Source organism: Hydrogenovibrio sp. JE_KL2 (assembly GCF_009296185.1).
GTDB lineage: Bacteria > Pseudomonadota > Gammaproteobacteria > Thiomicrospirales > Thiomicrospiraceae > Hydrogenovibrio.
In genome coordinates, this window is the sequence record NZ_WBJR01000003.1 from 225,406 (window position 1) to 243,776 (window position 18,371).

The 18,371-nt window shown below is 41.3% G+C and carries 16 protein-coding genes and 1 pseudogene; 11 read left to right on the top strand and 6 right to left on the bottom strand.

What is annotated here, in order from left to right; translation table 11 throughout:
- Positions 1-120: 120 nt before the first annotated feature.
- The 3 genes from rlmKL to hemN all read left to right on the top strand — a co-directional run bounded on the left by rlmKL (position 121) and on the right by hemN (position 5,239).
- Positions 121-2,325 (top strand): bifunctional 23S rRNA (guanine(2069)-N(7))-methyltransferase RlmK/23S rRNA (guanine(2445)-N(2))-methyltransferase RlmL, encoded by a 2,205-nt coding sequence (rlmKL, locus tag F8R13_RS07075; protein WP_152833012.1) that lies wholly within the window; start codon positions 121-123, stop codon positions 2,323-2,325.
- A 14-nt stretch (positions 2,326-2,339) separates the two neighbouring features.
- Positions 2,340-3,749, top strand: coding sequence for a CZB domain-containing protein (locus F8R13_RS07080; protein ID WP_152833014.1), 1,410 nt, complete (start codon positions 2,340-2,342; stop codon positions 3,747-3,749).
- 107 nt (positions 3,750-3,856) lie between these two features.
- Complete coding sequence (hemN, locus tag F8R13_RS07085) at positions 3,857-5,239, top strand: oxygen-independent coproporphyrinogen III oxidase (protein WP_371414919.1); 1,383 nt, start codon at positions 3,857-3,859, stop codon at positions 5,237-5,239.
- Positions 5,240-5,284: 45 nt separating this feature from the next.
- Here hemN and waaA read toward each other — a convergent pair whose 3' ends face one another.
- The 3 genes from waaA to F8R13_RS07100 are packed head-to-tail and all read right to left on the bottom strand — an operon-like array spanning position 5,285 to position 8,110.
- Complete coding sequence (gene waaA, locus F8R13_RS07090; protein WP_152833016.1) at positions 5,285-6,574, bottom strand: lipid IV(A) 3-deoxy-D-manno-octulosonic acid transferase; 1,290 nt, start codon at positions 6,572-6,574, stop codon at positions 5,285-5,287.
- Between the two features lie 15 nt (positions 6,575-6,589).
- Positions 6,590-7,528, bottom strand: coding sequence for an SIS domain-containing protein (locus F8R13_RS07095; protein ID WP_152833018.1), 939 nt, complete (start codon positions 7,526-7,528; stop codon positions 6,590-6,592).
- A 27-nt stretch (positions 7,529-7,555) separates the two neighbouring features.
- Entirely contained in the window at positions 7,556-8,110 is a 555-nt protein-coding gene (locus tag F8R13_RS07100; RefSeq protein ID WP_253806383.1) for an acyloxyacyl hydrolase, read from the bottom strand.
- Positions 8,111-8,369: 259 nt separating this feature from the next.
- On the opposite strand from F8R13_RS07100, the gene hldE reads away from it, so the two are divergent.
- A complete protein-coding gene (gene hldE / locus F8R13_RS07105; RefSeq protein ID WP_152833022.1) occupies positions 8,370-9,782 on the top strand; it encodes a bifunctional D-glycero-beta-D-manno-heptose-7-phosphate kinase/D-glycero-beta-D-manno-heptose 1-phosphate adenylyltransferase HldE in 1,413 nt (470 codons plus the stop codon).
- 19 nt (positions 9,783-9,801) lie between these two features.
- Positions 9,802-10,362, top strand: a complete 561-nt coding sequence (locus tag F8R13_RS07110) for an SIS domain-containing protein (protein ID WP_152833024.1) — start codon at positions 9,802-9,804, stop codon at positions 10,360-10,362.
- 230 nt (positions 10,363-10,592) lie between these two features.
- On the opposite strand, the gene F8R13_RS07115 is transcribed toward F8R13_RS07110, so the two are convergent.
- Together F8R13_RS07115 and F8R13_RS07120 are read right to left on the bottom strand one after the other, a co-directional pair.
- Positions 10,593-11,846 (bottom strand): ammonium transporter, encoded by a 1,254-nt coding sequence (locus F8R13_RS07115; RefSeq protein WP_152833026.1) that lies wholly within the window; start codon positions 11,844-11,846, stop codon positions 10,593-10,595.
- 40 nt (positions 11,847-11,886) lie between these two features.
- Positions 11,887-12,225 (bottom strand): P-II family nitrogen regulator, encoded by a 339-nt coding sequence (locus F8R13_RS07120; RefSeq protein WP_152833028.1) that lies wholly within the window; start codon positions 12,223-12,225, stop codon positions 11,887-11,889.
- Between the two features lie 794 nt (positions 12,226-13,019).
- On the opposite strand from F8R13_RS07120, the gene F8R13_RS11480 reads away from it, so the two are divergent.
- The 3 genes from F8R13_RS11480 (at position 13,020) to F8R13_RS07130 (ending at position 14,850) form a co-directional block, all read left to right on the top strand.
- The gene (locus F8R13_RS11480; RefSeq protein WP_172967726.1) at positions 13,020-13,184 is read left to right on the top strand and encodes a hypothetical protein; all 165 of its coding nucleotides are present in this window, start codon (positions 13,020-13,022) and stop codon (positions 13,182-13,184) included.
- Positions 13,185-13,355: 171 nt separating this feature from the next.
- A complete protein-coding gene (locus F8R13_RS07125; RefSeq protein ID WP_152833030.1) occupies positions 13,356-13,721 on the top strand; it encodes a hypothetical protein in 366 nt (121 codons plus the stop codon).
- A gap of 1 nt (position 13,722) precedes the next feature.
- Positions 13,723-14,850 carry a hypothetical protein gene (locus F8R13_RS07130; protein ID WP_152833032.1) on the top strand — a complete coding sequence of 376 codons (1,128 nt, stop codon included), beginning with the start codon at positions 13,723-13,725 and terminating at the stop codon, positions 14,848-14,850.
- A gap of 3 nt (positions 14,851-14,853) precedes the next feature.
- On the opposite strand, the gene F8R13_RS07135 is transcribed toward F8R13_RS07130, so the two are convergent.
- Positions 14,854-15,648: a sce7726 family protein gene (locus F8R13_RS07135; RefSeq protein ID WP_152833034.1), complete on the bottom strand. Its 795-nt coding sequence runs from the start codon at positions 15,646-15,648 to the stop codon at positions 14,854-14,856.
- A 116-nt stretch (positions 15,649-15,764) separates the two neighbouring features.
- Here F8R13_RS07135 and F8R13_RS11835 point away from each other — a divergent pair.
- From F8R13_RS11835 to F8R13_RS07145, 3 genes and pseudogenes are all read left to right on the top strand, one after another.
- Positions 15,765-15,897, top strand: a pseudogene (locus F8R13_RS11835) (IS3 family transposase); the annotation flags it as partial.
- Positions 15,898-16,310: 413 nt separating this feature from the next.
- A complete protein-coding gene (locus F8R13_RS07140) occupies positions 16,311-17,360 on the top strand; it encodes an HD domain-containing protein (RefSeq protein ID WP_152833036.1) in 1,050 nt (349 codons plus the stop codon).
- 7 nt (positions 17,361-17,367) lie between these two features.
- Positions 17,368-18,366 carry a nucleotidyltransferase domain-containing protein gene (locus F8R13_RS07145; protein WP_152833038.1) on the top strand — a complete coding sequence of 333 codons (999 nt, stop codon included), beginning with the start codon at positions 17,368-17,370 and terminating at the stop codon, positions 18,364-18,366.
- The last annotated feature ends 5 nt before the right edge of the window (positions 18,367-18,371 follow it).

Here is an 18,371-nt window from a genome sequence, read left to right on the forward strand (position 1 = left end):
TTCTTTCGCACCCCACTCGGGCAAAGCTCTCTAGGTTTTATTCTTTGTATGAACGTTTTATTTTACTAAGAGGACAGTCCGAATGCAGTAAAATAACGCTTATTTCCCGAGAATATTTTCATGTGTCGTTTTTTTGCTACCTCCCCTAAAGGCCTTTCCGAACTACTAAGAGAAGAGTTGTTGTCTTTTGGGGCAGACAGTCCAAAAGTTCAACCGACGGGCGTAACCTTTGAAGGGAGCCTAGAAGTCGGTTATCGCACGTGTTTGTGGTCTCGTTTGGCGAACCGCGTATATAAAGTCATTTTGCAAACCAAGCTGGATAATCAGGATGATTTAACTGAGCAGGTTGCAACAATCGATTGGCGTAAGCACTTAGTGGCAAATGGAACCTTCGCCGTTTCTTTTTCCGGGCAAGGCATGGGGGTTACCCATAGCCATTACGGTGCGCTAAAAGTCAAAGATGGCATTGTCGATTTTTTCCAAAATCGTGGGCATCAGCGCCCAGTGGTAGATACCGAAAACCCCGATTTACGCATTCACGCCCACTTAAATCGTAATGAGTTGACGCTAAGTATCGATTTGATTGGTTATTCATTGCACCAGCGCGGTTATCGTGAAGGGCAGCAAGTCAAAGCGCCCCTAAAAGAGAACGTTGCTGCGGCAATATTGATGCGTAGCCAATGGCCGGAAATCGCCAAGTCTGGTGGTTGTTTATATGATCCTATGTGCGGTTCAGGAACCTTTTTGATCGAAGCCGCGATGATGGCTTCCGATTGCGCGCCGGGATTATTCAAAGCAGAACATATGTTGTTGACCCGTTGGAAGGGACATGATGCGTCTTTATGGCAGACGCTGGTTGCCGAGGCCGAAACACGAGAAGCAGATGGCTTACAAAACCTGCCGAACATCTATGGCTCTGATGTCTCTCATCGTTCTTTGGATATTGCACGTGAAGCGGTGATGGCTGCGGGCTATGACGATGTGATTGAAATCAAGCAAATGTCTGTTGAACAAGGTAGACGATGGGGCGACTGGACGCCGGGCTTGGTGGTTAGTAATCCGCCTTATGGTGAGCGTTTGGGAGATGAAGAAACCGTTAAACAGATCTATCAGGCACTGGGTCAATACCTGAAAGCAGAATTTGTTGGTTGGCAGGCTTCTGTTTTGACGTGTCATTCCGAACTTGGTTTGTATATCGGTATCAAAGCCAAGCGGTCGCATGATTTCTTCAACGGCGCTATGCCTTGCCGCTTGTTCCGTTTTGATGTTGAAGAAACCTGGTTCCGTGAACCGGCACTGGAAATCAGCACAGATTTAGCCACACAAGTTCAAAGACACTTTCCTGAGTTGTCGACTTCTGAAAACGCTGTGATGATTGCCAACCGTATTAAGAAAAACCTTAAAGGATTGAAGTCTTGGTTAAAGAAAGAAGAGGTGCAAGCCTACCGTGTTTATGATGCGGATATTCCTGAGTATGCATTGGCAATAGACGTTTATGAAACCGAAGAGGCAGGACGGCATTTGGTGGTGGCGGAATATGCGCCACCGAAAACAGTGAATCCTGCAAAGGCCAAAAAACGTCTTTATGAAGCCATGTCGGTGCTACCGGAAGTTTTTGAGATTGATTCAAGCGACATCCACTTCAAAGTTCGTGAACGTCAAAAAGGCAGTGCTCAGTACGAACGTATGGATGAGCAAAAGCGCTACTATACCATTACCGAAAATCAGGCAAAAATCCGTGTTAATTTTACCGATTATCTTGATACGGGTTTGTTTTTGGATCACCGTTATGTACGTCAGAAAGTGGCTGAACTGAGTCACGGCAAAAGTCTGTTGAATCTATTTTGCTATACTGCAACCGCTACTGCTGAAGCGGCAGTAGTCGGGTGTAAATCCAGCCTGAGTATTGATATGTCTAAAACCTATCTCTATTGGGCAACGCACAACTTCATGTGCAATGGCATTGATGAGAAGCGTCATGTGTTGTTGCAGGAAAACGTCCTTGAGTGGCTGGATAAAGAAGCCGAAAAGCCGAGCCAAGTTTATGATGTTATTTTTATCGATCCGCCCTCTTTTTCGACTTCAAAACGCATGGAAGGTACGCTCGACATTCAACGTGATCATGTTGATATATTAGAAAAAACCTTGAAATTGTTGAGCCAAAGTGGCAAGCTGATTTTCTCGAACAATTTGCGTAAATTTAAATTGGAACGATCCGCTTTTGATGCAATGTGGCATATTGAAGACATTACGCAATCAACCATGCCTCAGGACTTTAAGCGTAACCCTAAAATACATCAAGCTTGGATTTTTTCACGGCGATAGGGCGGTAAAAAGTCATGTTTCAGCTATTTCATGAAAACCCAGAGCAGTATTTGTCTTTTTTGGATAAGCTGGAAATTGAAGTCTTCAAGACGCAATTATCCGAGAGGGAATCGGACTTCAATGCGGCCTTGCCAGGATGGAAAAAACAACTGGAAATAACGCATGCAGATGATGCGTTGTTGATGGAGGGCTTTTATCCTAATATCTTTGCTGACGTCCTTTATGATGGCTTTTATACCGTGTTTTATCGCCAAGCTATTTTTTGGTTAGATAGCGGTCTCAGCCAAAATAAAGCACTGAGGCTTTTGGACTTCATTCGTTCCGAGCTTCTAAAATATGCCGATGACATGGATAGCCCGGCGTTGGCTTCCGCCTTGTCGAACTTTTGCCAAATCGGCGCATTGATGGTGCGTCTAGTCTATGACCTCTCTTCTTCATTGGAACAAATCAAGCAACGTTCAACCAATGAAATTCGACGTTTGAGAAATTTCTACGAGATCTTGGCGCACCCAATGGCTGAAGATATTTTTGATGTGTGTCTCCAGCATCAAACATGGAAGGAACTGGCATTTGAATTGGCGCTGGGCAGAAATGCTGACCTTCAAGCGTTTGAACCCAGCCACTTGAAATGCAGAGTGGCGGAGTGGCTTGAAGCCGATGGGAAAAAGAAAATTCCAGAAAGGGAAATTCGCCAATTCATTCAAGCTCATGAAAAAGTCCATTTGCTCGGCATTATGGCAGTGGATGCCTCCAGGAATAACCGCTCCAGGGACATTATCGCGCTGTTGTATGAAATGGAGCGTAACTCTCAAATTGTTATGGATACGCTACTGGACATCCTGGAGAGAGAACTGGTCAGTAACGTCAATGACGATGCGCTTAAAGGGTTCTTGAACGGCAATTTGCTGGAAATTGAGATGGAAAGAACCAGTGCCTTCGCAAAAAGGCACGACTTCTGGCTGGACTTGATTGTTGTCGGACTTGGAAATTATAAAGCGTCTCGTGTTGCGCTGGATCATATCGCTCAAGCCATTAAGTTGCTGGCAAGAACCGAAGACATGTTGTTCTATGTTGAAGAACAGCAGATTTTCGTGATTTTATCGCTGGGTAAAGAAACCGAAGGTGCTCACACCTTTGCCAACAGGGTGTTTAATTCCATTGAGCATGATCAGGTGATTTTAGAAGATGGTCGTGGGGTGAAAATCGATATTCCCTGCGGTGCACTGAGCTATTGGGCGGGCTTGAACTTACCGATAGAAGATGTCATGGAAGCACTTATGCACCAACTGCACTTGGCAGAGAGTTCTCCAAAAGCATCAGTTAAATATACGGTGTTGGATGTCATTAAGCATCCCCTTCAAGAGAATAAGTCTGGGAGCCAAAGTCAGGATCCTGAAGAGGATGCGGATGACGTCTGGTGCTAGTTTATTGACCTAGATCATTTTAAAGAAATTAATGATTTCTTCTGCGCTCGGGTGAGCGATAATGTGCGCCAATCCTGTGTCTGAAGAAATAAATCAAGGGAAATGTTGTGGAACAAACTATCCGATTTGATGAAGAATTAATAAAACGTTACAACCAAACTGGACCAAGATACACGTCCTACCCAACGGCACTTCAGTTTGAAAGCGATTTCGGTATTGCCGACTATGAAGCTGCCGCTGAGCGTAGCAATGCTTCCGGTCGAAACCTGTCTTTGTATTTCCACATACCATTCTGCGACACTGTTTGTTTCTTCTGCGCCTGTAATAAGGTCTGGACACGAGATCGTTCAAAAACCACACCTTACCTACAACGTTTGTATAAAGAAATCGAGATGCAATCAAAGCTGTTCGACCCAAGCAGAAAAGTTGATCAACTGCATTGGGGTGGTGGAACGCCTACTTTTATCAATATGGATGAAATGTCTGAGTTGATGGAAACCACACGACGTTTCTTTAATCTGCATGACGATGACACCGGCGAATACTCAATAGAAATTGATCCGCGTGAAGCCAGTAAAGAGTCAGTAAAACTATTGCGCCAGTTGGGCTTCAATCGTATGAGTCTTGGGGTGCAGGACTTTGATGAAAAGGTTCAGAAGGCGGTCAATCGTATCCAAACGCAGGAACAAACGTTTGCTGTGTTGGAAGGTGCTCGCGAGTCTGGCTTTATGTCGGTGAACGTCGATTTGATTTACGGTCTGCCTTTCCAGACAGAAGCTGGGTTTATGCGTACGTTGGATCGTGTGTTGGAAGCAGAGCCAGACCGTTTTTCCATCTTTAACTATGCGCATATGCCGAGCCTTTTCCCAACGCAGAAAAAAATGAACGAAGCGGATATGCCGTCTCCAGATGAGAAGTTGGCGATTCTTCATGCCACTACTAGCCGTCTGTTGGAAGCAGGGTATGTTTATATCGGTATGGATCACTTTGCTAAGCCGGATGATGAATTGGCGATTGCCCAACGAAATGAAACGCTATACCGTAACTTCCAAGGCTATTCGACGCATGCGGAATGTGACTTGATTGGGATGGGCGCAACTTCCATCTCTTTGATAGATAATACCTATGCACAAAATTACAAAGGTTTGGAAGAGTATTATCAGGCGATAGATGCAGGCCATTTGGCAACTTTCAGAGGGGTGCACCTAACAGAAGATGACGAGTTGCGTCGTGATGTGATTACCCGTTTGATTAGTCACTTCCACTTGAACTTCGATAAGCTTGATCAGCACTGGGGCATTCATTTCGGGGAATATTTCGCCAAAGAATTGCAGGCATTGAAACCGATGGTAGAAGATGGTTTGATTCAGTTAACGGATAAAGACATTTTCGTGACGCCAGCAGGGCGCTTGTTGATTCGCAACATCTGTATGGTGTTTGATGCTTACATGAAGCCGGAAGTGCAAAATCGTTTTTCTAAGGTGATTTAAGAGCCTTCACAAGACAAAAATCTGCCAGGTTGGGGTTGCTCGTTTTTAGTGTAGAACTTGGTGGATTTCATCCATTAATCGCTGTAACGCGCCGGTCTGTTTTTTGAAACATTGATAAGCTTTTTCGGCGGCTTCACTTCTCTGCTCGCCATTTTCCGCCAGTGCAATAAGCTGTTGTCCAAGTTCTTCTGCATCGTTTGAAATGATGACCGCATCATCTTGTTTGAAAGAGTCATATAGTGCTTGAAGGTTTTTGTGATATTGGCCGGATAGCACAGGCTTTTTAAGCGCAGCAGGTTCCAATATATTATGCCCGCCAAAGTCGACAAGACTCCCGCCAACGAACGAAACATCCGACACTTGAAACCACAGCATTAATTCACCAATAGTATCAGCCAAATACACTTGCGTGCTTTCGGTAATCGTTTCATTCTTGGAGCGTATGGCTGTGGTGGTTGGGTCAAGAAGTTGTGCGACTTCCGCAAAACGGTCGGTGTGACGTGGTACCAGAATCAGTAAAGCATCCGGTTGATGTTTTAGCAGAGCTTGATGTGCTTGTAGCATCAGCTCTTCTTCATGTTTGTGCGTGCTGGCCGCGACCCAAATGAAGCGTTGCTCAGCTTGGTTTTCCTCGCGCCAGAATTGAGCTTTTTCTGCCAAATCATTCGGCACTTCAATATCAAATTTGAGGTTGCCTAGCACTTTGATTTTAGCCGAATCCGTGCCTAATGCTTTAAGGTTGTTTTTGTCCTGCTCGAACTGCGCTGCGATGAGGTGGGTTTGATTCAAGGCATTTTTGACCAGTGATCCGCCATATTTTTGATAGGCTAGAAAGGACTTGTCTTTGAGACGGGCATTAGCCAGAATTAAAGGGATGTGTTTGTCGGCACAAGCCTGGTAGAGGTTTGGCCAGATTTCCGTTTCAATCATAATGACCAGCTTTGGCTGAATCTGATTTAAAAATCGGTTAACGGCAAAAGGATAGTCGTAAGGAATCATTTGGTGCTGTAGCTCAACAGGCGCAAATTTCAATGCCTGAATGGCTCCCTGTGTTGAACCACTGGTCAGGGTGATTGGTAGTTCAGGGTAAGTTTCCTTAAGAGATTTTAGCAGCGGAAAAATTGAGCGGGTTTCGCCTACCGATACTGCATGAATCCAAATGCCGTTTTGTTTGAATGTGGTTGGGTTGAACCCAAAGCGTGCTGAAAGGCAGTGAGGAATACTTGGGGTTTGTTCGTCTCGAGTTCGTTCGGCTTTCCTGCATCGCTTGGCGGCCTTATAAAGTACCAGTGGAAAGGCCAACCAAAGTAACAAGCGATAAAGCAGAGCGTTCATAATCGACAGAGAGCTTTAATGAGGATTTAGGTCGTAAATTTGAATGACGCCTGCAACCTGATCGTTTTCTTTGACCAGCAGAGATGTGATCTTTTTTTGATTCATCATGTCTTCAGCATCGGATAGACGGGCATCGGCATCAATGTTTTTCGGGTTCAGGTTCATGATGTCGGCAGCCGTTTTTTCCATCAAGCCAATCAAGTCAGCTTCCATATGACGTCGCAAATCACCATCAGTGATAATGCCTTTGCCATTATCCACAATACATAATCCCAAACGACCTTCTGTCATGGTGTGAATGACGGTTTTAATATTATCGGAACCTTTTACGAAAGGTAGGTTTTCCGATTTCATTTCATGGCGAACACGGGTTAAAAGCTTGCGGCCTAGACTGCCACCCGGATGGAAGCGGGCGAAGTCATGTGGTTGGAAGTTTCTAGACTCCATTAGTGCCACGGCAAGTGCATCGCCCATCACTAAAGTCGCGGTGGTCGATGAAGTCGGCGCTAATTGAAGAGGGCAGGCTTCCTGTGGTACAGCGATATTAAGGTGAAAATGGGAGTTTTGTGCCAGTGTTGATTCAGGCTTACCGGTAATTGAGATAATGACATTGCCATTGTCTTTCAGGAAAGGCAACAGCTTGATAACTTCCTCTGTTTCGCCTGAGTTTGAAAGCGCAATAAAGACATCATTTGGCGTCACCATCCCCAAGTCGCCATGAAAGGCTTCACCTGGGTGCATGAAAAAGCATGGCGTTCCGGTACTGGCAAGCGTAGCCATGATTTTCTTACCGACCAAGCCGGATTTTCCCATGCCGCAAATCACGACACGACCTTTGGCAGCAAGAATGGCCTTTACGGAACCATCAAATTGGTCGTCTAATAAGGATTCGAGATGTTTGATGGCGTCCGCTTCGATTTGGAATACGCGTTTGGCAGTTGAAATCGTGTCCATAGTATTTGTCCAATGACTCCTGATTGACTAGAACTTGTAACCTATGTGGAGGTTATGGAAATCAAGTCCCGGGTTAGGGACTTCAATGTTTGCGTTTGAAATATGTAAATAGCGGTAACCCACTTCAAAATGTTTTGTGGTAAAACCAATCCCCAGAATATCACCAAATTGGAACTGAGTTGATTTGTATTCGTCTTCAACGTTGATGTCAGATATAAAATGTGGTCCCGCACCGGTTTCAATGTATGGGGTAAAACCATCTAATTTCCAGTTGTAATGGAAAATAGGGGTAAGCCCAATAATCCAACCACTTTTGTTTTTGGGATGTTTACGCGTTGAATGCCATTCATTGGCGCTGACTTCCCAGCGACCATTAATGCTGAATCGATCACTATCGTATAGCGCATTGTTCCAATCTGCTCCTAACCCAATGCGGGTTTGCTTGAGCGTATCGTCAGCGCCAGAGTCTAGAGAGAGTGTTGTGCGAGAAGTGTCAATATCTGGATGCAATGAGCAAGGTGCTTGACCTTCGTAGCAGGCAAATCCTATGGATGCAATCGCAGACACGATCGTTAAGTTCATGAGAGCACTATTGGTCGAATCAGCCTTAGCGTAGGGTGATGAAAATACTACGCAGATCGTTAAAAGTGCTGAGAAAACTGTATTTTTTGGATGTTTTATTGGGGAATTGGTCATATTTTTAAAATTACGGGTTTGCTAACGATTGCGCCGGCCTGTGATAGAATAGGCAGTCGTTAAAATTTGAAATTACCGTATTCTAATCCAATCACGGAATGAATGAAAATCGAATTCAATTAAATCCATTGTTCTAGAGCTTTTTATGCACGATTTTTCTAATGCCAAAATTCTAGTCGTCGGGGATGTGATGTTAGACCAATATTGGTCTGGTTCTGCTCGACGCATCTCTCCAGAAGCCCCTGTTCCAGTTGTAAAAGTCAATAAAGATGAAGTCCGCGCCGGTGGTGCAGCGAACGTTGCGATGAATATTGCGGCACTGGGTGCTCAAGTGACTTTGATTGGAACCATTGGTAATGATGCGTTTGGCGATCAGTTAACACAAGTGGTTTCTGATGCTGGCGTTCGACCAGTGTGGGTAAATTCCGAGAGTGGTACGATTTGTAAGTTGAGAGTGCTGAGCCATCATCAACAGTTGATTCGTATGGACTTTGAAAACGCCATTCCTGAAGCTACAGCTCAGGGCGTAGTGGAAAAGGTTGCTGCCGAGGTTGCTAATTTTGATGTTTTGGTGATTTCCGACTACGCCAAAGGTACGCTGCAATTTGTTGAGCAGATCATTGCAAAAGCAAAACAAGGCAAAGTTCCCGTTTTGGTTGATCCTAAAGGATTGGACTTTTCACGCTATCATGGCGCGACTTTAATTAAACCCAATCAACATGAGTTCGAGCAGATTGTTGGCGAGTGTGCCGATACGACGGATTTGATTACCAAAGCGGAAGAACTGATTAAAGCACTAGGATTGGACGCGCTATTGGTGACACGTAGTGAAAATGGGATGGCATTGGTTGAGACCGATAGCAAGCCTTTCCTGTTAAAGTCAAAAGCCCAAGAAGTGTTTGATGTTACTGGTGCAGGTGATACTGTTATGGCGGCACTCGCAACAGCGTTCGCCAGTGGGTTAGGGCTAAAAAAAGCCATGCAATTGGCGAATGAAGCGGCCAGTATTGTTGTGAGAAAGGTTGGCACTTCAACCGTCACCAAGGCGGAATTGGATGAGCAATTGAATGCTGCAATGCGCCACCAGGGCTATGTCGCCATGAGTGCCGAAGAAGTTAAATCCTTGGTTGAGCTTTCTCAAGAGAAGGGAGAGCGCGTTGTTATGACTAATGGCTGTTTTGATATATTGCATAGTGGGCATGTCCGTTATTTGAATGAAGCCGCAAAACAAGGTAACCGCCTCATTGTCGCCGTTAACTCAGATGATTCTGTCAAACGTCTTAAGGGTGCGTCGCGTCCGATTGTTCCATTGGATAGCCGTATGGAGCTTTTGTCTGCGTTGAGCTGCGTGGACTGGGTGGTGCCATTTGATGAAGACACGCCGGAAAACCTTATTTGTTTCCTGAAGCCCGATGTTCTAGTGAAAGGGGGCGATTATCGCCCTGAAGATATTGCAGGTTCAAAGTGCGTTTGGGAAAATGGTGGGGAGGTTGCGGTGCTTTCTTTTTGGGAAGGGTATTCAACCACAAAGCTTGTCGAAAAAATTCAAGAAGATTAACGTCTCAAAAAGGAATTGCATGGATATCGAAGCCGCCTATCACGAGCATCAAAAAGCGATTGAATCAGTACTGAAGTCCGGTGACCTATTGAAAGAAGTGGTAGAAAAGATGGTCGCAGCGCTGGAATCGGGCGCTAAAGTCTTGTGGATGGGGAATGGCGGTAGTGCGGCAGAAGCACAACATATGGCTGCGGAACTGATGGTACGTTATGTCATCAATCGCCAGCCGTTGGCATCCATCGCTTTGACAACAGATACTTCCCTATTGACCGCGCACTCCAATGACTTTGAATTTGAAACAATCTTTTCCCGCCAAGTTGAAGCGCTTGCTCAACCGGGTGATGTGGTGATTGGTATGAGTACTTCCGGTACCAGTGCCAATGTGCTAAAGGCTATGGAAGTGGCGCAACAAAAGGGCTGTTTGACGATTGCTTTGATCGGAAGCAGGCCTTCACCATTGTCGCAAACGGCAGACTATTGTTTCCCTATTCATTCTCAACAAACTGCGCGTATTCAAGAAGCGCATACTTTCTTAAATCATTTAATCTGTGAAGGCTTGGATGCCCATTTCGCGGGCTAAATATCAGCTCACAGAACATTTTTTAGGAAAATATAAATCAGTGAGACTGTCGCTGACGATAATTTTTTAGATGTAAGTTGTGATGATTACTTAATAGAGAGTATAGCGTTATTATATTCAGCTGCGTCTTCCAAGCGTGTAGAGATACACACGAGAGCTTCAATTTCTAGGTTAAATTAAATAAAAGGCCGCTGAAAAGCGGCCATTTTACGACCTTCCAGAAATTTAAATTATTGTTTGTGGTCAAACTCCGGATAAGCTTCCATGCCACATTCTTGAACATCCATTCCTTCGATCTCTTCTTCTTCAGAAGGACGCAAGCCCATTACTTTGTCAATGATGAATAAAACAATCAGCGAAGCAACGAACATCCAGATAAAGATTGCCGCCGAACCAATTAACTGTCCCATGAAGGTTGCATCATTGTTACTGAATAATACGGCGAAAATCCCCCAGATACCAGCGGTACCGTGGACAGAGACGGCTCCGACCGGGTCATCCAGTTTTACTTTATCCATCAAAACAACTGATAGAACAACAATGACACCACCAACAGCACCGATAAATAGGGCTAAGCCAGCTGAAGGTGCTAGTGGTTCCGCTGTGATAGAAACTAGGCCGGCTAAAGCGCCGTTAATGACCATTGTCAAATCAGTTTTTCCAAACATAAATTTGCTTAACAATGCGGCAGCAATCATACCGGCAGCGGCAGCGGCATTGGTGTTAACAAAAATCTTGGAAACCGAATTGGCTTCACTGACGTTTGAGACCATGAGTTCTGAACCGCCGTTAAATCCAAACCAGCCCATCCACAAGATAAACATTCCCAAGGTTGCCATTGGCAAATTTGCTCCAGGTATGGCGCGGATTTCACCATTTAAACCATATCTACCGATGCGCGGTCCAACCATGATGACTGCTGCAAGAGCGGCAGCTGCACCAGCCATATGAACGACAACCGAACCGGCGAAGTCTTGAAAACCAAGCTGATCTAACCAGCCTCCACCCCATTTCCAGTAACCTTCCATAGGATAAATGAATGCAGTTGTAACAACAGCAAAAACCAAGAATGGCCATAGCTTCATTCGTTCAGCAATCGCCCCTGAAACAATAGACATAGTTGCCGCCGCAAAAACAGCCTGGAAAAAAAAGTCAGACATTCCTGAATAGTAAGGGGCATTATCGCCACCAGCAGTAACAGCTGCTACCGTGTTGTCAGCGCCTAAAAAGAAACTTAAGTTAGGTAAATAAGCGTTAATTGGGTCGCCAGGGTACATAATGTTGTAGCCAACAATTAGGTACATTGTGCAAGCGATACTGTATAAAAGTGCATTTTTAGTTAAGATTTCGACCGTGTTTTTGCTTCTGACAAGACCTGCCTCGAGCATTGCGAAACCAGCAGCCATCCACATCACAAGTACCGCGCTGACTAGAAAATAAAAAGTATCTAGAGCGTAAGATAATTGTAGTAAGTTACCTTCCATAAAATTTTCCTCAAATGATTGTTTTCGTCGTGTTCATTTTTTAGAGAGCTGTATCGTCCTCCTCAGCTGTTCTAATACGAATAGCCTGTTCAACTGTTGAAATAAAGATTTTCCCATCTCCAATTTTGCCAGTACGAACAGTATCAGAGATGCAGCTGACTACCTCTTCTAACTTGTCATCAGCGATAACGAGTTCCAAAGATAATTTAGGAACGAAGCTAATCTGGTATTCTGCGCCGCGATAAATTTCTTTGTGACCTTTTTGACGACCATAACCTTTAACTTCAGTGACTGTTAAACCGTAATCACCTAAGTTAGATAGGGCTTCTCTCAAATCAGTTAGCCTGTATGGGTTGATGATCGCATTGACTAATTTCATAAGCGATTTCCTTGAATTATTTGAAAGAACAAACTGCCAACTAAAAATTGACAGTTTGAAGGGTGGAATGGAACAAATTCCGGATAAACAAAAGAATGTTTAATGCCAGGAAAAAAAGATTCTTATAAAACAGTGATATAGCTAACTTATTTCAATTTAGTTTCTTTTAAAGAACTAAAGTCGCACCAAGATAAAATAAATAGATTTTTATTATGGTGCATTTTTTCATCAATCATGAAGTTCGGAATTTGGTAGGTACTTGTTGTAGCGTTTCGATATTTGAGTGAGGTAGATAAAGGCGCCTCCAAGCTTCATAAAGTATTTGGGTTTGCCGTAGCGATAAACCATTGCATCTCCATTAGTTTACTAAGAGTGTTCAGTGTTATTAATGATGATAAAAAGGGCTAGATGAGAAACTGGTACCACAAATGGAAGTCAGTCTTTTAGAGGATTTAGGCAAAATATTTCCCCATTTTTAAGAAGATACACTTTGTATTATTTTGTTTGCGGGAAGAATGATAATTAAATTGAGGGTTGTGGATGCGCATTTTGCCGATGGCAACGCGTGATGGATAAGCTTTAGAAAAGATTCAATTGGTCGGGACAGTAGGATTTGAACCTACGACCCCCGCCACCCCATGACGGATTTTTGGATTTAAGATCTAGTTTTTTACTTAAAAAACAAATAGTTACATATTATGTTTTTTCTTGTCAGCTATTTGTCAGCAAGAATTTGTACGTATATATACTAAAATAAACAAGAATAAACCGAATTCTATAGGTTAAATTTAGTCATGACTGATCATGCTTGGAGCAAAGAGGTAGCGGTATTTCTCATTCCCACCCCATCGCTGAGTAAAGAAGAAAAAATTGTGGCAATGGATTTCAATATGAAAGACGGGATATTAAATATTTGGAGCAATCAAGCATTGCTACTTTATACACTTTATTTTTGGTGACAAATTTCTCTAAAACCCCTCCAAGAAACCAGCTTTTAGCAATTGAAAATACAGATTCAGTGGCGAAGTTTTTACCTCAAAATTTATGAAGATTAGATTACTTCTGTCGTTTAGAAGGAGTTTTTTTGGTAGGATTGCTTGTGGCGCATTATGTATAGTTAGAAGTTAAGTGTGGGTATTGGAATGCTAGGATTATTGGGGTTAATCTTTTCTGTAGGTGGTCTAGCATTTGCGGTTTATGACCATTGGCCCGCGTCATATAATGAACTAATGCATAAAGACTTTTGGTTGGCCGTATCCGGTTGGTTGGCAGCACTTTTCTATTGCGCTTATTCATGTTATTTAAAATACTGTATTGAGAAAAAAAATATGACGATCAATTCTCTCAATAATCAAGGCCTAGAGATTGAAAGAAAATTAGCTTCAAAGCAAGAAGAATTGCATAGGTCAAATGGAACTATAGATTATTTGCATAGTTGCTTGAAGAAAGAGCTGAAGACAGAGTCCCCAAAACCTAGAACACCAAGTGGAGAATAAGATGAAATATGAAGATTATTGTTATTTCCCAAAAATTAGAACACGTCAGGCGGAATTACTAGGTTTTGAGCAGTTAGAAGAGGGGACGAGAGCATCGATTTTACCATTGTTTTCTGTAACAACTTTGGGGCAGAGAAAAACAGTTTCTTCAGTTTTGGATGGGGTTAAAGAAAAATTTTTTGAACGACTAGATTATTTTTTACTCGAATTTGAAAGTAATAAACACGTTAAGTGTGAAGATCTTGATTATTACTTATCTGAAGAAAATAATTTTGAAAAGTGGGTTTCTTTGCATAAGGAAATTGATGCGAAATCGAATCTTATTCCTGGATTAATTCCTGCAAGCTTTATCAATAATAGACGCCAGTATGTAAAACACATTCAAACGATGGAAGAGAATTTTGATCATTTTTTCATAAAAATTGATCCAATGAGAAAAAGAGATGTAACTGCAGCCGTTACAGTAGCTAGTATTTGTAACAAGCTTGAAAACAAGCTTTTTATTATAGATGTTGGTCAGATAGATAAGTCAAGAATAAGTGTTATTGAGCAAGCTATTATTTTTGTTATTAATGAAATAAGAGAAATAGATTCGTCAATTAATATTGTGGTTCAGGGGAGTAGTTTTCCAAGAAGTTTTGCTGATTATGGAAGAGAAGCAGGAACTATCCCTATGTTAGAGTGGGACTTGTTTTCTCGACTTGGTGGAACAGAAGTTTGTTTTTATGGTGATTATGCTTCAATTCATGGGGAGTTTTATGAGGGAAGCTATGCTTCTTTTGTGGCGAGAGTGGATTTGCCTGCCGAGAAGATGTGGGTTTTTGAAAGAAGAACAGCTCCTGATCAAGAAAACATAAATAGAGAGCAGTTGTACATTTCAGCGGCTAAGGCAATAAAAGAAAACGATTTTTGGGATCCAGAATTGGATTGCTGGGGGAAAAAGATTGTTGATGTTGTGGCCTCTGGAAGAGTTGAAGGATTTAAATCCCCTGCAAAGTGGATTAGTGTCAGGTTAAACCTTCATATAGAAAGAATGCGGCAGTATATAGAGGCCGGTTTGCTGGATGGAGGTTCTTCTATAAATACTGACGATGAATTCTTAGATGAAGTTGATGATGATGCTTGGTAATACTTACTTAAAGTTAGGGGTACGCTTAATTGGTCGCATTTTGTTTTGTGTTGACTGAGCTAGTATATTCGCTATAAACATATCATCTTCTTTTTTTGCATTTGTTAGTGTGTTGTCTTGCGTTTTACTAGAAGATGCGGATAAGTGGTGAAGGCAACTAGGTTTGTAACCATTATTCTTGATGCTTTTCATAAAAGCATTATGGCGAGAACGATAGTTTTGCTTTAATGTTTCTATGGACAAGGTTCTGATGTCCTTGATAGATAGCACATTACTACAGAGCTCATAAAGCTCAGATCTAGATAAACTGTTTTTTACATTTACTTTTTTTTGTTTAAGTTTACTTAATATTTCTTTTTGGTTCACAAAAGAAAGTAAGTCGTTAGCACTCTTTTTGAGGGTTATTTTCCCTTTTTGAGCAACTTTGAATCGTAATTTCTGGCCATCATTTTCGAACTCAATTACAGACGTGCTCGGTGAGGCAATCTCTAAGACTTTACTTGTGAATTTGGGTGCGCAAACTACGAAGACTTTATCAAAACGTTTATGGTAAAGTTTTAGTTGGCCTTCTAAGCGATCTAGAGAGTCATATTCACTTTTAATTTCAAATCCTAATAATTTTCCATTAGCGACAGCAATATCAATTCTTCGTGCGAAAGAAGTTCTGCTTCGGTCTGCAACGGGTAGCTCATTAATAACTACAGCATCATTTAAATAACCGTTTTCTTCAAGCCATTCAATTAAATGCAGTTTTATTGTTGATTCTGTATGTCGCATAGAATTTAGTTGGATTTTCATTTTTAAATTATAAAAAAAAAATTGGTTATTTTCTTCTATTTTAGAAAATTAAAATTAATACAGGGCGGATTTCAAGTTGAAATGAAGAGTGTGGAGCTAAAGGCCTTACCAAACTACTCTGGCAATACAAGATAAAACAAAGTCTAAGTAGAAAAGGTAGCTCTTGGGACAATAATTCAATGGAACGCTTCTTTATAAGCTTGAAAACCAAATGGGTTCCGACCTCAGGCTATCAAAACCTACAGGAGCGAGAAGTCATATTGGAAATTATATTCTGGGGTATTACTCACAAGTAGGGCCTAATGTATTTACGGTGGTAAAGCACCAAACAAAGCAGAGCAGATTTATTGGAAAAATTGCTCCAAAGACGTGGTCAAATTTACTTGACCACTACACAAATTAAAAGGAGTGTGTGTCTTTTTCAACAAAGGAGAGAGCAGCCGCAAAAAAATTACTAGAAATGAAATTTAAAAGAAAAATAAAAGATTACGAAATTAGCAAACTTCTTTCAAAAATCTAAGGCTGTTTACTTTTTTCTCGTAAGCTTATATCCTGAACATATTGGTATAGTTTTTTTAATTTAAAAAACTTACAATACGGAAAAATAAATTTCCAAGCAAAAGAAGTAAGCTTAATGTTACAGAATAAAACAGTGCTATAGAATGGTTAATAACTCGTTCAAGATATTTCCTGAAAAACCGTCTTCTATAGAAGATTGGATGGGATTCAAATCAGATGGTACTTATCAAAGAGTAATAAGTAGTGTTCCGTTTTCTCGTTTAAACGACATCTCATTTCTTGGGGCGCTTGACTATACACAACAAACACAAATAAGCAAAAATGAACGAAATCGAGCAGTTCATTCTTTGTATGTTGCTGCATTAGCAAACTATATCTCAACAAAAAGAAACTACTCTGAAGACCTAAAAAAACATTTAATTATTGCTGCACTACTGCATGATATTGGTCACCCTCCTTTGTCGCACAGTGTCGAACCATACACAAAGCAATTTTTAGGTCTTGGACATCACGAATTAAGTGAAAACATAATTCGAGGTCTTGCGCCAAAAAGCAAACCTTTAAATAGTTACTTGAACAAAATTGTAGATATTAATTTTGTACTGGACTTAATTAACCAAAATTCAACTGAAGAAGGCTCTGACTTATTTAACAGTCCAATAAATATTGACACAATTGATGGTATTACAAGAGCTTACGCATATCTGAAAAACACCCAAAAAGTCGATATGGCAGAGAGTCGTTTAAAAATCGCAGAAGCATCTTTTTTGCATAATAGTTCATGTAATAATCAAAATATCCTTGATGAATTTTGGAGCAAAAAAGATCAGGTCTACAGGCTTTTAATTAATAGCAATGAAGGTTTACTATCAGATAAGGCAAGTGAACTATTTTTCCATACCCTCTCTTGCTCAGAGACGATTTCTGAAGGTGATCTTTATTCTTCTGAGCATTCATGGAGAAAGCAATATAAGAAGCTATTTTCTTCATTATTTGAAATAAGAGCTCGTGGTAGAAATGAAATCCCGTCTTGGCTAGAAAATAAAACAATTGATTACAAAGCACGTGTTTATAAAGTTGAAAATGTTCAGGAACAATTTAATCGTTACTCTTGTGTTAAACAAACCAAAGAACATAATTTTGGAAGAAAGAATATTTCTAAAAAGCTAACTGCAACTCCATTATTTCAGTGAGTAAAACATGGATTTTTTACAATTCACAAAGCCATTTGAAATTATACACGCACACAATAATTTCACTATTGAAAAACTAAGCGAGATTAGAGATGCTTTAGCTGTCGCACTAAACAGCAGCGCCTATAAAGATAATTTCACGATAGTCACTACTGGTTCATATGGAAGAGGAGAAGCGTCTCAGGAATCAGACATTGATTTAATTATTCTTGTTAATGACGAAAATATAGTTGAAGACAATTCAATCATCCAATCAGAGCTAAAACAAATAGCGGACATAATTTCGACTCTTGTCCCTGCTCCTACAGGATCAACAGGAACATTTGGAACTGATGAAATCCATTCGTATGATGAATTGACTAAAAATATTGGCGGAAACAAAGATACCAATATCACCATGACTCACCGTGTTTTATTACTGCTAGAAGGAACATGGCTTTTTAATGAAAATGGCTTCAAAGAGCTTCGAGCAAACTTATTATCAAAATATATTGCAGATGAGCAACCTGCAGGACAAATAACTAGCTTTCTGCTGAATGACATTATTAGATTTTATAGAACGATGACAACCGACTTTGCAAACAAAGTGTTTGAACGTGGTCAGTCATGGGGCTTAAGAAGCGTCAAACTGAGTTATTCAAGAAAGCTACTATATTTTGGTGGCATAATAGCTGTCGCCGAAGCAGTGAATCATGAAAAACGCTCAGAAAAAATAGCCGCCATATCAGATCTTCTAGATGTATCTCCACTTGAAAGGATATGTCGAATCAATAATTCCAATGAACATACGAAAGAAGTATTTGAGGCATATGAGTATTTTCTAAAAATAATTTCTGATGCCGAAAAGAGAAAGCAGTTAAGTGAATTAAAAAAAATTGACAGAAATGAATCACCCGCATATCTAGAAATACGTGAAACTAGAAAAGAGTTTTCACAAAAGCTCTCTTCATGGTTGTGCAATCATTATCAGGACGACCACCCGATTCACAATGCACTACTTTTCTGATTTTG

What these genes read in the sequence shown, in the direction of transcription:
- F8R13_RS07145 (WP_152833038.1), top strand. Translation starts at nt 17,368, where the DNA reads ATGGATTTTTTACAATTCACAAAGCCATTTGAAATTATACACGCACAC.
- F8R13_RS07135 (WP_152833034.1), bottom strand. Translation starts at nt 15,648, where the DNA reads ATGAAAATCCAACTAAATTCTATGCGACATACAGAATCAACAATAAAA.
- F8R13_RS07110 (WP_152833024.1), top strand. Translation starts at nt 9,802, where the DNA reads ATGGATATCGAAGCCGCCTATCACGAGCATCAAAAAGCGATTGAATCA.
- rlmKL (WP_152833012.1), top strand. Translation starts at nt 121, where the DNA reads ATGTGTCGTTTTTTTGCTACCTCCCCTAAAGGCCTTTCCGAACTACTA.
- F8R13_RS07140 (WP_152833036.1), top strand. Translation starts at nt 16,311, where the DNA reads ATGGTTAATAACTCGTTCAAGATATTTCCTGAAAAACCGTCTTCTATA.
- hldE (WP_152833022.1), top strand. Translation starts at nt 8,370, where the DNA reads ATGCACGATTTTTCTAATGCCAAAATTCTAGTCGTCGGGGATGTGATG.
- F8R13_RS07130 (WP_152833032.1), top strand. Translation starts at nt 13,723, where the DNA reads ATGAAATATGAAGATTATTGTTATTTCCCAAAAATTAGAACACGTCAG.
- F8R13_RS11480 (WP_172967726.1), top strand. Translation starts at nt 13,020, where the DNA reads ATGACTGATCATGCTTGGAGCAAAGAGGTAGCGGTATTTCTCATTCCC.
- F8R13_RS07100 (WP_253806383.1), bottom strand. Translation starts at nt 8,110, where the DNA reads ATGAACTTAACGATCGTGTCTGCGATTGCATCCATAGGATTTGCCTGC.
- F8R13_RS07095 (WP_152833018.1), bottom strand. Translation starts at nt 7,528, where the DNA reads ATGGACACGATTTCAACTGCCAAACGCGTATTCCAAATCGAAGCGGAC.
- F8R13_RS07080 (WP_152833014.1), top strand. Translation starts at nt 2,340, where the DNA reads ATGTTTCAGCTATTTCATGAAAACCCAGAGCAGTATTTGTCTTTTTTG.
- F8R13_RS07120 (WP_152833028.1), bottom strand. Translation starts at nt 12,225, where the DNA reads ATGAAATTAGTCAATGCGATCATCAACCCATACAGGCTAACTGATTTG.
- waaA (WP_152833016.1), bottom strand. Translation starts at nt 6,574, where the DNA reads ATGAACGCTCTGCTTTATCGCTTGTTACTTTGGTTGGCCTTTCCACTG.
- F8R13_RS07115 (WP_152833026.1), bottom strand. Translation starts at nt 11,846, where the DNA reads ATGGAAGGTAACTTACTACAATTATCTTACGCTCTAGATACTTTTTAT.